This is a genomic window from Bradyrhizobium ingae (genome assembly GCF_055791185.1).
Genome location: NZ_JBVUBB010000019.1, coordinates 1 through 13,293, shown reverse-complemented (window position 1 = coordinate 13,293; position 13,293 = coordinate 1). Strand labels below are relative to the sequence as shown.

Sequence of the window (13,293 nt, the reverse complement as noted above, 5' to 3'; positions counted from 1 at the left end):
ACGCGGACTGGTAACCACTGGTGGATGCAGCGGCGCTAGTTCACCCGTCGGTCCTGCCCCGCCCAATACGGCTCGCGTAGTTGCCGCCGCAAGATCTTGCCCGACGGATTGCGCGGCAGCGCGGGGATGAACTCCACGCTCTTCGGCGTCTTGAAACCGGCAATCCTTTCGCGGATGAAATTGATGATGTCGGTGGCGGTCGCCTCTTTGCCCGGCTTCATCACCACGATGGCTTTGACCGCCTCGCCCCATTTGTCGTCGGGCACACCGATCACCGCCGCCTCCGCGACGTCAGGATGATCGCACAGCGCGCTCTCGACCTCGGCGGGATAGATGTTCTCGCCGCCGGAGATGATCATATCCTTGATGCGGTCGTGGATATAGAGGTAGCCGTCCTCGTCCATGTAGCCCGCATCCCCGGTGCGCAGCCAGCCGTCGGCGCGTAGCGTCGCAGCGGTTGCCTCCGGCAAGTTCCAGTAGCCGGCCATGTTGGAGCCGGAGCGCGTCGCGATCTCGCCGACCTGGCGCGGCGGCAGCGGCTTGCCGTCGGCATCAAGGATCGCGATCTCGACGCCGGGCAGCGCCTTGCCGGCCGAGCGCATCCGCTCCAGACCCTCGACATGATCCTCCGGCGACAGCGCGACGATCGTGCCTGTCGTCTCGGTCATGCCGTACATCTGCACGAAGCCGCACTTGAAGATTTCGATGCACTCCTTGAGCAGCGCCGCCGGTATCGGTGAGGCCCCATACAGCATGAATTTCAGCCGAGAGAAATCAACCGTCTTCGCGCGCGGCTGCCGCACCACGAACTGCATCGCCGCCGGCACCATGAACAGTTTTGTGATGCCTGACAGCTCGAAGAAGTCGAGCACCTTGGTCGGATCGAACTCGCGCGCGATCACGCCGCGGGCGCCGTGATAAAGTCCCATCACGCCCCAGCCCGACCCGCCGATGTGGAAGATCGGCATCGCGACCAGTGAGACGTCGTCTGTGGTCCACCGGTTCCACTCCGGCTTCTCGGCGTCGTTGCCGCTCTGTACGAGGTTGAGAAAGTTCGCATGCGACAGCATTGCGCCCTTCGGCTTGCCGGTGGTGCCGGAAGTATAGAGCTGGATCGCGATGTCCTTGGGGCTGATCGCGACCTTCGGATCATCACCTCCTTGCGCATCTCGCCAGGCGGCAAAATCCGGCCATTCGCCCGTACCGCCTTCGGTGGCGATCACGCTGCGCACGTTCGGCAGCCGGTCCCTGATCTGGCGCGCCAACCTGATGAGCTCGGGCCCGACGAACAGCACGGGCGCCTTGCAGTCGTCCACGATGAACGCTACTTCCGGCCCCGCGAGCCGCCAGTTCACCGGCGCCATCACGACGCCGGCCTTCATCGCGCCCATCAAGAGCTCGAAATAGACATCGCTGTTCTTGCCGAGATAGGCGATGCGGTCGCCGTGCCTGACGCCCATCGCCAGAAGCGCATTGGCGACCTTGTTCGTCTTGGTGTCGAATTCGGCGAAGCTGGTGAGGCGGCCTTCAAATTCATAGGCGATCGCGTCGCCGCGGCTCTTCGCGCGCTCGCGCACCATCTCGGCGAGGTCCGCCAATGGCTGTGAAGTGGACATGTCTCTCCCGTGGTGTTTAGTCTTATGACGCGGGTCCCGGGCTCGCGCTTCGCGCGCCCCGGGACGACGGCTGAGAGGGAATGGCATCACCCCCGTGCCGCCCGGTCCTTCTCGTTCTGTGCCATGATGCTCTCGCGCGCCGTGGTCCAGTCGTCATCGCTCCAGTCGCGGAGCTGGTAGAAATTGCCACCCATGGCGAGCGCCTGGGCGCCGTCCATGGCGATGGTCTCGCCGTTGATCCAGTCGCAACCGCCGGAGATCAGGAACACCGCGAGGTTCTGCAGCTCCTCCATGGTGCCGACGCGGCCCATCGGATTCATCGCCTTGGTCCGCGCGCCGGCCTCGTCACCGGGCTTGATGCGCTTGCTCATGCCCTCGGTCGGAATTTCGCCGGGCGCGATGGTGTTGAGGCGAATGCCGTGGCGGCCCCATTCGGTCGCAAGCGACATCGTCATGGCGTGGATTGCGGACTTGCTCATCGCCGACGGCACGACGTAGGGCGAACCGTTGCGCACCCAGGTCACAGTGATCGAGACGACATTGCCGGGCTGCCGCGCCGCAATCCAGCGCTTACCGACGGCATGCGTCACGTAGAACGTACCGTGCATGACGATGTTGGCGACCGCATCGAAGCCGCGCGGCGAGAGTTCTTCGGTACGTGAGATGAAATTACCCGCCGCATTGTTGATGAGATCGGTCAGCGCGCCCTCGCGAAAGATGTTTTCGATCATTTCATCGACGGCCAGCGCGTTGCGGATGTCGACGCCATGGCTGGTGACGCGGCCGCCGTAGAGATCCATCAGCTCGGTCGCGGTCTCGTCGCAGACGATCTTGCGCCGGCCGCAGATGTGCACCTCGGCGCCGAGCTGGAGGAAGCGCGCCGCCATCGACTTGCCGAGACCGGTGCCGCCGCCGGTCACAAGGATGCGCCGGCCGGCCAGAAGATTTTCCTTGAACATGGCGTTTCCCCTCGATGGATTATGAGTTAATTGGTCGACTAAATCCGCCGCCCGCCGTCCTGTAAAGCGGCGACCGATCAAGAACAGGGGAGAATCCGTCGATGGAAGAGCGCGTCTCGATCTCGATTTCGGAAGGCATCGCCGACGTCCGCCTGGTGCGGGCGGACAAGATGAACGCGCTGGACCAAGCGATGTTTCAGGCCTTGGTCGACGCAACCGAGCGGCTTTCCAAAGAAAAAGGCGTGCGCGTCGTCGTGCTATCCGGCGAGGGGCGGGCGTTCTGCGCGGGCCTCGACATGGGACGTTTTGCCGCCATGAAGGAGAAGGGCGGCAACGGAATTCCGGGTGGCGAAAATCGCGATCTCACCGCGCGCACGCATGGCAAGGCGAACTTTGCGCAGCAGGCGGTATGGGGCTGGCGCCAACTGCCCGTGCCTGTGATCGCCGCGGTGCACGGCGTTGCCTTTGGCGGCGGCTTCCAGCTCGCGCTCGGTGCCGACATGCGCTTCGTCGCACCTGATACGCGGATGTCGATCATGGAGATCAAATGGGGTCTCGTGCCCGACATGGCGGGCACGCCGATCCTGGCCACACTCGTGCGCGATGATATCCTGCGCGAGCTCACTTATACGGGCCGCATCTTCTCGGCCCAGGAGGCGATGACTTATGGCCTCGCCACGCGCATCTGCGATGATCCGCGGGCGGCCGCGTTCGAGGTTGCGCGTGAGATCTCCGGCAAGAGCCCGGATGCGATCCGCGCGGCAAAGCGCATGCTGAACAATCTTTCGGTCGATCCGGGAGCTGCGCTGCTTGCCGAGTCCGTCGAGCAGCAGAAGCTGATTGGCAGTGCGAACCAGACTGAAGCCGTTCGTGCCAACATGGAAAAGCGCGCGCCGAAGTTTGCGGATTTCTAATCCGTCATTCTCATTCCGGGTTCGGCTCTTCGAGCCGCCCGGAATGATACCTAACATCACGGCGACAACCCGACGAAAGATCGGAACACAAAAATGAGCGCAACGTCCCAACTCTTCCTCGGTCTCGCCTCCGGCGAGCGCCACCGCAGTCATACCGAGGTCGCCGATCGCGCGAACCGCATCGCAAGCGGCCTCGCCAAGCTCGGCGTCAAACAGGGCGATTGCGTCTGCATGCTCATGCGCAACGACATCGCCTTCCTGGAAGCCGCATACGCCGCGATGCGGCTGGGTGCCTACGGGGTGCCGATCAACTGGCACTTCAAGCCGGAGGAAATCAACTACATCCTGCAAGACTCCGGTACCGCCGTGCTGATCGGGCACGCCGACATGCTGCATTCCTTGCGCAGTGTGATTCCAGCGGGCATCACCGTGCTCAGCGCGCCGACGCCGCCGGAGATTTTGAAGACCTACAAGATCGATCCGGATCGATTGGCGGCGCCGGATTTTGCGATCGATGTCGATACCTGGCTTGCGCAATTCGAGCCCTACGACGGTCCGGTGGTGCCGCAGCCGATGAACATGATCTACACCTCGGGCACGACGGGCCATCCGAAGGGCGTGCGCCGTGCCGCACCGACGACGGAGCAGCAAGCTGCCGGCGAGCGCATGCGCGCGATGATCTATGGCCTGAAGCCGGGCGCCCGCGCGCTGCTGCCCGGGCCGCTCTATCATTCCGCGCCGAACTCATTCGGCATCCGGGCAGGCAGGCTTGGCGGTACGCTGGTGCTGATGCCGAGGTTCGAAGCAGAGGAATTTCTCGAGCTGATCGGGCGCTACAGGATTGACACCATCTTCATGGTGCCGACCATGTTCATACGCCTGATGAAACTGCCGGAGAAGCTGCGCAAGCAATACGATGTCTCGTCGCTGCGCCACGTCATCCATGCCGCCGCGCCCTGTCCGCCCGACGTCAAGCGCGCCATGATCGAATGGTGGGGACCGGTGATCTACGAATTCTACGGCTCGACCGAATCGAGCGCCGTCACCTTCGCAACCTCCGAGGACGCGTTGAGGAAGCCCGGCACGGTCGGAAAGGTCTCGCCAGGTGCCGAATTGCGATTCATCGGTGAGGATGGCCGCATAGTGCCGGCGGGCGAAATCGGCGAGATCTATTCGCGCATGGCGGGGTTGGCCGACTTCACCTATCACAACAAGCCGGAGAAGCGCACCGAGATCGACCGCGACGGCTTCATCACCTCGGGCGACGTCGGCTATATCGACGAAGACGGCTACGTCTTCATCTGCGATCGCAAGCGCGACATGGTGATCTCGGGCGGGGTCAACATCTATCCGGCCGAGATCGAGGCCGTGCTGCACGCCGTTCCCGGCGTGCATGATTGCGCCGTGTTCGGCATCCCCGACGCCGAGTTCGGTGAGGCGCTGATGGCGGTGGTCGAGCCGCAAGCCGGCGTGACACTGGAAGCCGACGACATCCGCACGCGCCTGAAGACCCAACTTGCGGACTACAAGGTGCCCAAGCACATCGAGATCCGTGCTCAATTGCCACGCGAAGATTCCGGGAAGATATTCAAGCGCCGCCTGCGCGATCCCTATTGGGAAAAGGCAGGACGGAAGATCTAAACGCGATCCAGTAGCCAAGCGCCGCGAAGACCAATTCCCGGCATTGCCCGGAGCGGATATCGAAGCTGTCTTCGCAGCGACAGCTTTCGAGCCTATACAAGCACGATCATTGATCGGCGGATTATCCCATGGCTCCTGTTTCCATCCTGCTCAACTTGCTCTGGATTCTCATCGGCGGTGCCTGGATGGCGTTCGGCTGGCTGGTGGCTTCCGTCATCATGGCCATCACCATCGTCGGCCTGCCCTGGGCGCGGGCCGCCTTCAACATCGCCGTCTATACACTGCTGCCGTTCGGCTCAAGGGCGGTGCGGCGCGACGAGGTCACCGGTGAGAGCGATATCGGCACTGGCCCGCTCGGGGTGCTCGGCAATATCATCTGGTTCCTGCTCGCCGGCTGGTGGCTGGCGCTCGGCCACCTCGTTACCGCCGTGATCCTGGCGGTCACCATCATCGGCATTCCCTTCGCCTGGGCGCACCTGAAGCTTGCGGGTATCGCGCTGTGGCCGATCGGCAAGGTGATCGTGCCGGCCTAGCGTGGACGAACTGGGCCACAACATCTTGTGTTTCTGGTTTGATGCGTCGGGCAAGCCCTACTGTGCATGGGGTTGATTTCGCGAAACGCGTTCCCCCAGTGTGCGCCGCCCCCAAGTTTATCTTGCACCGCGGCAAAAAACTTGCACACTCGCCGGGCCGGGCAGCCAAGGGACTTCGAAGGGAATTCAGCCATGTCCCTCCAGACCGTACCATCTGACACAGCGATCGACCGTGCCAACCGCGCCGAGGAAGCTCAGGCGCTGGAGGCGGATGTACGGCTGCGGGACGACATTCGTCTTTTGGGACGCATTCTGGGCGATACGGTGCGCGACCAGGAGGGCGCCGACGTGTTCGACCTCGTCGAGCGGATCCGCCAGACCTCGATCCGGTTCCACCGTGACGAGGACCGGCTCGCCCGCCGTGAGCTGGAGCAGATCCTCGACGGCATGTCGATCCCGGATACTCTGCGCATCGTCCGCGCCTTCAGCTATTTCTCCCACCTCGCCAATATCGCTGAGGACCACAACAACATCCGCCAGATGCGGGCGCGTAGCGCCGCCAAGGGCGGCGGGGCCGGGATGCTCGCCGAAACGCTGACGCGCGCGAAGAGCGAGGGCTTGAGCGGCGAGGAGTTGCGGCGCTTTTTCAAGGACGCTCTCGTCAGTCCGGTGCTGACGGCGCATCCGACCGAGGTCCGCCGCAAGAGCACCATGGACCGCGAGATGGAAGTTGCGGCGCTGCTCGACCGCCGCGAGCGCGTCGCGCTGACGCCGGACGAGGCGGCGGCCAGCGACGAGCAATTGCGTCGCGAGGTGCTGACGCTGTGGCAGACCAACCTGTTGCGCCGGACGAAGCTCACCGTGCTCGATGAGGTCGCCAACGGCCTGTCGTTCTACGATTACACCTTCCTTCACGAGGTCCCGCGTCTCGTCAATTCGCTCGAGGACCGGCTGGAAGAGGGCGGCGAGCAGGCCGCGGCCGAGCTTGCCTCGTTCCTGCGCATGGGAAGCTGGATCGGCGGCGACCGCGACGGTAATCCCTTCGTCACCGCCGATGTGATGCGCGGCACGCTGCGGCTGCAGTCCAGCCGGGTGATGCAGTTCTATCTCAACGAGCTGCACGTGCTCGGCTCGGAACTGTCGATCGCGGCGCACCTCGCGGACGTTTCCGAGGAGCTGCGCGCGCTCGCCGAGCGCTCGCCAGACACTTCGCCGCACCGGAGCGGCGAGCCGTACCGCCTCGCGGTCTCCGGGATCTATGCACGGCTGACGGCGACGGCCGAAAAGCTCCAGGTCGAGATCACGCGCCGGCCCGTCGGCAAGGGCGCGCCGTACGAGAGCGTGAAGGAGCTGCAAGCCGATCTCGACGTGCTGCATCGCTCGCTGATCTCGAACAACGCCCGCGTCATCGCCCGCGGCCGGCTGCGACTGCTGCGCCGCGCGGTGGACTGCTTCGGCTTCCATCTGGCGCGGCTCGACATCCGCCAGAACTCGGCGGTGCACGAGCGCACCGTCGCCGAGCTGATCGATGCGGCGAACCCCGGCATGTCCTATCTGGCGCTGGGCGAAGAGGCACGCATTTCGCTGCTCACCAACGAATTGCGCAGCACGCGCTCGCTGGTCTCGCAATTCGTCAAATACAGCGACGAGACGATGAGCGAGCTCAATGTCTTCCATGCCGCCGCGGAGGCGCATGCGAAGTTCGGCTCGGACGCCATCCCCCAGTGCATCATCTCAATGTGCAAGGGCATGTCGGACATGCTCGAGGTGGCCGTGCTGCTCAAGGAGGTCGGTCTCGTCAACCCATCGGGCCGCAGCGCCATCAACATCGTGCCGCTGTTCGAGACCATCGAGGACCTGCAGGCCTCCTCGGGCATCATGGACCGCATGCTGTCGCTGCACGACTATCGCCGTCTGGTCGACAGCCGCGGCAGCGTGCAGGAGGTGATGCTCGGCTACTCCGACAGCAACAAGGATGGCGGCTTCGTTACCTCGGGCTGGGAGCTCTACAAGGCGGAGATCACTCTCGTCGAGGTGTTCGAGCGCCACGGCGTGCGGCTGCGCCTGTTCCACGGCCGCGGCGGCTCGGTCGGCCGTGGTGGCGGACCGAGCTATGACGCCATCGTCGCGCAGCCGGGCGGCGCGGTGAACGGTCAGATCCGCATCACCGAGCAGGGCGAGATCATCTCGTCGAAATACTCCAACGCCGAAGTCGGCCGCAACAATCTGGAGATCCTTGCCGCCGCGACGCTGGAGGCGAGCCTCTTGCATCCGCGCCAGAGCGCGCCGCGCCGTGAATATCTGACCGCGATGGATGAACTCTCGAGTCTTGCGTTCAAGGCTTATCGCGGCCTCGTCTACGAGACCGATGGCTTCGTCGACTATTTCTGGTCGTCGACCGTGATCAACGAGATCGCGACGCTCAACATCGGCAGCCGCCCGGCCTCGCGCAAGAAGACCCGCGCGATCGAGGATCTGCGCGCCATTCCCTGGGTGTTCTCCTGGGCGCAATGCCGCTTGATGCTGCCCGGCTGGTACGGTTTTGGCAGCGCGGTCGAGACCTGGATCGGCGAACATCCCGACAAGGGCATGCCGTTCCTCAAGGAACTCTACAAGGAGTGGCCCTTCTTCCGCATGCTGCTCTCGAACATGGACATGGTGCTCGCAAAAAGCTCGATCGCGATCGCCTCGCGCTATGCCGAGCTCGTGCCCGACGAAGCCTTGCGCGAGAAGATTTTCGGACGCATCCGCCGCGAATGGCATTCATGCATCGAAACGCTCTTGGACATCATGGGACAGGACCGGCTGCTGCAAGGCAACCCGCTTCTGGAGCGTTCCGTGCGCCATCGCTTCCCCTATCTCGATCCGCTCAACCACGTGCAGGTCGAGCTCTTGAAGGAGCACCGCGCACAGAATCCGGATGAGCAGGTGCTGCGCGGCATCCAGCTCACCATCAACGGCATCTCGGCGGGCCTGCGGAATACGGGTTAGCGCAACACATTCGGTCGTCATGCCGGGTCAAGCGCGGCCATGACGTGTGGAGGCGATGGGCGCTAAGCGGTGACCGTCACACCGGATCCCACGTAAAGATGTCCGCCGAGCGATCGAGCTTGTAGAACGATCCCTTGAGCGCCGGCATTGCGTGCTCGGCGATCGATTGTGGCGTCCAGCCGTCGCTGCTTTGCACGGAGCGGATCGGACGCGACTGGCTCATCAGGAAGATCTCGTTCATGCGGACGGCAAAGATCTGCCCGGTGACGTCCTTGGCGGCGTCGCTGAGCAGATGGGCGACCACCGGCGCGATCAGTTCGGGGCCCATCTTCTGGATTTTCGCCACGCGTGCCTTCTCGGCCTCGGTCTCGGTCGGGATCGTACCGATCATCCGGCTCCAGGCAAACGGCGAGACGCAGTTCGAGCGTACGTTGAAGCGGTTCATGTCGAGCGCGATCGACTTCGACAGGCCGACGATGCCGAGCTTGGCCGCGGCATAGTTGGCCTGGCCGAAATTGCCGATCAGGCCGGAGGTCGAGGTGAAGTGCACGAAGGAGCCGCTCTCCTGCTCGCGGAACAGCCGTGCGGCGGCGTGGCTGACGTAGAACGAGCCCATCAGGTGCACCTTGATGACGGCCTCGAAGGCTTCCACGCTCATGCGGTGGAAGATCATGTCGCGCAGGATTCCAGCGTTGTTGACGACGCCGTCGAGCCGACCGAAATGATCGGTCGCGCTCTTGACGATCTTGCTGGCGGGAATGGCTTCGGCGACGCTCTCGAAATTGGCCACCGCCGTGCCGCCACGCTTCTTGATCTCCTCCACGACCTCTTCCGCGGGTGCTGCGCTGGAGCCCGAGCCATCCGACGCTCCGCCGGGATCGTTGACGACGACCTTGGCGCCCTCGGCCGCGCACAGCAGCGCGATCGCCCGACCGATGCCGCGCCCTGCGCCGGTGACGATGACGACCTTGTCCTGCAGTGATTGTGTCATGGGGGTTCTCCGCTATCTTTTCCAATCTTCGCCGTCGTTCCCGGGCGCGCGAAGCGCGAACCATGGTGCGCAGTTGCGCACCTTAGAATCTCGAGATTCCGGGTTCATGCTACGCATGCCCCGGAATGAGTGCGCGTTACCTCTCGTTCGTGAACACGATCGTGCCGCTGGCGGCGAACATGCCGCCGACGCCGTGGCATACCGAAATCTTCGCATTGGGCACCTGCGCCGGCGCAATGCCGCGCATCTGGCGTACACTCTCCTGGAGCGCGTACATGCCGTACATGCCCGAATGCATGTAGGAGAGTCCGCCGCCATTGGTGTTCAGCGGCAGCTTGCCGCCCGCCCGCGTGTTGCCGTCGGCAATGAACCTGCCGGTCTCCTCATAGGGCATGAAGCCGAGATCGCCGAGACCGAACAGCGGCAGATGCGCGAACGCATCGTAGATCATGAGATGATCGACATCTTTGTGCGCGATGCCTGCTTCCTTGAAGGCGAGGGGGCCGGCGGTCTTGAACGCACGCGAGGAATTGAACGTCTCCATCTGGCTGACCATCGGCGTCTCCACGCTCTCGCCGGTGCCCATGATGTAGACGGGCTTGTGCGGAAAATCCCTGGCGCGGTCGGCCGAGGTCAGGATCAGCGCGCCGCCGCCGTCGGTGACGAGGCAGCACTGCAGCAGCCGGAACGGATAGGCGATCATCCGCGAGTTGAGGACGTCGGCGACCGTGATCGGCTCCTTCATCATCGCGCGCGGGTTCTCCGCCGCCCATTCCCGCTGCACGACCGCGACCATCGCAAGCTGCTCATGGGTGATGCCGTACGTCTTCATGAAGCGCAGCACGGGAATCGGGAACATGCTGGGTGGGCCGTAAACGCCGAAGGGTGCTTCGAACTGGCCGTTGAGGCTGTCCGGCGCGGTGAAGCGCGGCTGCTTGCCGATCATCGACTTGCCGCTCTCGGCATGGGTGATCAGCACGGTCTTGCACAGGCCGGCCTCGATCGCCGCCGCGGCGTGACGGACATGCAGCATGAACGAGCACCCGCCGACCGAGGTGCCGTCGACCCAGGTCGGCTTGATGCCGAGATAATGGCAAACCTGCTGCGGCGTCTCGACGGCGGTGGCGAATCCATCGATGTCGGACAGTCTCAGCCCGGCGTCCGCAATGGCGTTGAGGGCTGCGTCCGCATGAAGCTGAAGCTGCGACACGGTGGGGATGACGCTGAGTTCGGTGGTTTCGGCGGCACCCACGACGGCCACCTGGTTCCTGTGCATGGCCTACCCCTTCGCCGGACGGAATACGGGGAGGGTGATGGCGTCATCGAGCTTCTGGAAAGCGACCTCGAGCTTCATGTCGAGCTCGAGCGCTTCCGGCGTCTGCGGACAGTCGATGATATTGCTCATCATCCGCGGTCCCTCCGCGAGCTCGACCACCGCGATCGCGTAAGGCGGCGTGAACCCCGGTGCGGCGGGGCGGTGATTGATCACGTAGCTGTACAGAAAGCCCTTCCCGCTTGCCTTGAAGATGCTCACCTTGCGGCAGGCGCAGGACGGGCAGAACGGACGCGGCGGGAAATAGACATGCGCACAGGCGTCGCAACGCTGCAGGCGCAGCTCGCCCGCTTTCGTGCCGTCCCAGAAATGCTGCGTCTCCGGCGTCGGTTTCGGTCGCGCGCGCTGCGGTTCGGCCATTGCGGCAGATCCTCCCAAGCGACGGGCTTGACGCCCGCCCGTTTCGATCTTGATGCGACAATTGACTATTGGCCGTCAACGGTCCAGCGATGCGGGCGCATGGTAACTATACCGTCGCGCGCGCAATGCTTGTGTCGAACTGAGCCTGCGCGATAGATTGCGCCTGCCAAATATTCCGTGAGACAGACATGCCCGACTTTCCGACACTGGCGAAGCTTGCCGAAGACCTCGAGAGCGGCCGCACAACCTCCCGCAAGCTGGTTGAGGAATGCCTCGCCAGGATCGCCGATCCGGCCGGCGAAGGCCAACGCGCCTTCATCCATGTCGACAAGGCCGCGGCGCTGGCGGCGGCCGATGCGATGGATGGCTTGCGCAAGGCCAACGCGGCACTGTCGCGCTATGCCGGCATTCCGATCTCGATCAAGGACCTCTTCGACATCAGGGGGCAGACGACGCGCGCCGGCTCCCGCGCGCTCGATGATTCCGATCCCGCCGAGCACGACGCGGCCGCGGTTGCGCGGCTGCGCGCTGCCGGATTCGTGGTGATGGGGCGGACCAACATGACCGAGTTCGCCTATTCCGGCATCGGCATCAATCCGCATTTCGGCACGCCGAAGGGCGCCTGGAACCGAGCCGAGGGCCACGTGCCCGGCGGTTCGTCCTCGGGCGCGGCCGTGTCCGTGCTGGACGGCATGGCGCATGCCGCGCTCGGCACCGATACCGGCGGCTCCTGCCGGATCCCCGCGGCCTATAACGGCATCGTCGGCTACAAGCCGACGCAGCGTCGCGTGCCGCTCGATGGCTCAGTGCCGCTGTCATTCTCGCTCGACAGCATCGGCCCCCTGGCGCGAACGGTGAGTTGCTGTGCGGTGCTCGACGCCGTGCTGGCGGACGAGCCGATCGTTCCGCTGAAGCCGCGCCCGGTGAGGGGCATGCGGCTTGCGGTGCCGACCACCATTGCACTCGACGACCTCGATACGGCCGTGGCGCAGACCTTCGAGCGGGCGCTGGACGCGCTCGCTAGTCACGGCGCCGGCATCGAGCGCATCGAGATGTCGGAATTCCACGACATCGGCCCGATGAACGCCAAGGGCGGCTTTGCTGCCGCCGAAAGCTTCGCATGGCATCGCTACCTCATCACGGCCAAGGGCGACGTCTATGATCCCCGTGTCGCGGTTCGGATCATGCGCGGCGAGGCACAGAGCGCGGCCGACTACATCGATCTCCTCAACGAGCGCCGCTCGCTCATTGCGCGGGTCAATGCGCGGATCGCGCCCTATGACGCGCTGGTCCTGCCGACCACTGCCAACACGCCGCCGAAGATCGCCGATCTTGCCGACGACAAGGCGTTCACCGCCGCGAACCTGCGTGCCTTGCGCAACTGCACCCTCATCAACATGATCGACGGTTGCGCGATCTCGCTGCCGGCCCATCGTGCGGGCGAGGTTCCCGTCGGCCTGATGCTGGCGGGCGCCGGCGGATCGGACCGTCGCATTTTCGAGCTTGCAGCCGGCATGGAGGCCGTGATCCGTGTTTGACCTGACCTTCACCGTCGACGCCCAGGACACGACAACGCCACTGACGCTTGCGATCGACCAGGCCGTCATTGCCGGTTGGACCGGCCGCGATCCCGTCGCGCGCGACAAGCACATCGCGGAGCTGGAGGCCGTCGGCATCGCGCGGCCGGCATCGACGCCGATCTACTACCGCGTCTCGGCGCGGCGGCTGACGATGGAAGACAGCATCGAATGTTCCGGCGGCGAATCGTCCGGCGAGGTCGAGTTCGTGCTGATCGGCTGGCAGGGCCGCATCTTCGTCGGCTGCGGTTCCGTCGCCCTCGACCATCTACCGGGTCTTCAAACGCAATCAGCTGAACCGCCGCACCCCGGCGATGCGCGAGGAGAAACGTCGCATTATCAAGGACAAGATCGGCGAACTCGGCCATGTCGACCTGC

11 protein-coding genes are annotated in these 13,293 nt (G+C 64.3%); 6 read left to right on the top strand and 5 right to left on the bottom strand.

From position 1 onward, the window contains the following. Window positions 1–35: 35 nt before the first annotated feature. Together ACV1FX_RS24730 and ACV1FX_RS24725 are read right to left on the bottom strand one after the other, a co-directional pair. On the bottom strand, window positions 36–1,616 hold the full coding sequence (locus ACV1FX_RS24730; RefSeq protein WP_473120180.1) for a fatty acid--CoA ligase: 1,581 nt from the start codon (window positions 1,614–1,616) through the stop codon (window positions 36–38). An 86-nt stretch (window positions 1,617–1,702) separates the two neighbouring features. After that, a complete protein-coding gene (locus ACV1FX_RS24725) occupies window positions 1,703–2,575 on the bottom strand; it encodes an SDR family oxidoreductase (protein WP_473120179.1) in 873 nt (290 codons plus the stop codon). Between the two features lie 101 nt (window positions 2,576–2,676). Here ACV1FX_RS24725 and ACV1FX_RS24720 point away from each other — a divergent pair, with 101 nt between their 5' ends. The 4 genes from ACV1FX_RS24720 (at window position 2,677) to ppc (ending at window position 8,654) form a co-directional block, all read left to right on the top strand. Then, window positions 2,677–3,489 (top strand): crotonase/enoyl-CoA hydratase family protein, encoded by an 813-nt coding sequence (locus tag ACV1FX_RS24720; protein WP_473120178.1) that lies wholly within the window; start codon window positions 2,677–2,679, stop codon window positions 3,487–3,489. Window positions 3,490–3,582: 93 nt separating this feature from the next. After that, window positions 3,583–5,130: an acyl-CoA synthetase gene (locus ACV1FX_RS24715; protein WP_473120177.1), complete on the top strand. Its 1,548-nt coding sequence runs from the start codon at window positions 3,583–3,585 to the stop codon at window positions 5,128–5,130. A gap of 128 nt (window positions 5,131–5,258) precedes the next feature. After that, the gene (locus tag ACV1FX_RS24710) at window positions 5,259–5,663 is read left to right on the top strand and encodes a YccF domain-containing protein (RefSeq protein ID WP_473120176.1); all 405 of its coding nucleotides are present in this window, start codon (window positions 5,259–5,261) and stop codon (window positions 5,661–5,663) included. Window positions 5,664–5,855: 192 nt separating this feature from the next. After that, window positions 5,856–8,654: a phosphoenolpyruvate carboxylase gene (ppc, locus tag ACV1FX_RS24705; RefSeq protein WP_473120175.1), complete on the top strand. Its 2,799-nt coding sequence runs from the start codon at window positions 5,856–5,858 to the stop codon at window positions 8,652–8,654. 76 nt (window positions 8,655–8,730) lie between these two features. On the opposite strand, the gene ACV1FX_RS24700 is transcribed toward ppc, so the two are convergent. The 3 genes from ACV1FX_RS24700 to ACV1FX_RS24690 all read right to left on the bottom strand — a co-directional run bounded on the left by ACV1FX_RS24700 (window position 8,731) and on the right by ACV1FX_RS24690 (window position 11,338). Then, complete coding sequence (locus ACV1FX_RS24700) at window positions 8,731–9,645, bottom strand: SDR family NAD(P)-dependent oxidoreductase (protein ID WP_473120174.1); 915 nt, start codon at window positions 9,643–9,645, stop codon at window positions 8,731–8,733. Between the two features lie 136 nt (window positions 9,646–9,781). Further along, window positions 9,782–10,921, bottom strand: coding sequence for a thiolase C-terminal domain-containing protein (locus ACV1FX_RS24695; protein WP_473120173.1), 1,140 nt, complete (start codon window positions 10,919–10,921; stop codon window positions 9,782–9,784). A gap of 3 nt (window positions 10,922–10,924) precedes the next feature. Beyond that, window positions 10,925–11,338, bottom strand: coding sequence for a Zn-ribbon domain-containing OB-fold protein (locus tag ACV1FX_RS24690; protein ID WP_473120172.1), 414 nt, complete (start codon window positions 11,336–11,338; stop codon window positions 10,925–10,927). Window positions 11,339–11,526: 188 nt separating this feature from the next. On the opposite strand from ACV1FX_RS24690, the gene ACV1FX_RS24685 reads away from it, so the two are divergent. Together ACV1FX_RS24685 and ACV1FX_RS24680 are read left to right on the top strand one after the other, a co-directional pair. Further along, a complete protein-coding gene (locus ACV1FX_RS24685; protein ID WP_473120171.1) occupies window positions 11,527–12,876 on the top strand; it encodes an amidase in 1,350 nt (449 codons plus the stop codon). Then, window positions 12,869–13,293 (top strand): DUF2848 family protein (locus tag ACV1FX_RS24680; protein WP_473120170.1); only part of this gene is annotated, 425 nt, incomplete at its 3' end. The genes ACV1FX_RS24685 and ACV1FX_RS24680, both read left to right, overlap by 8 nt.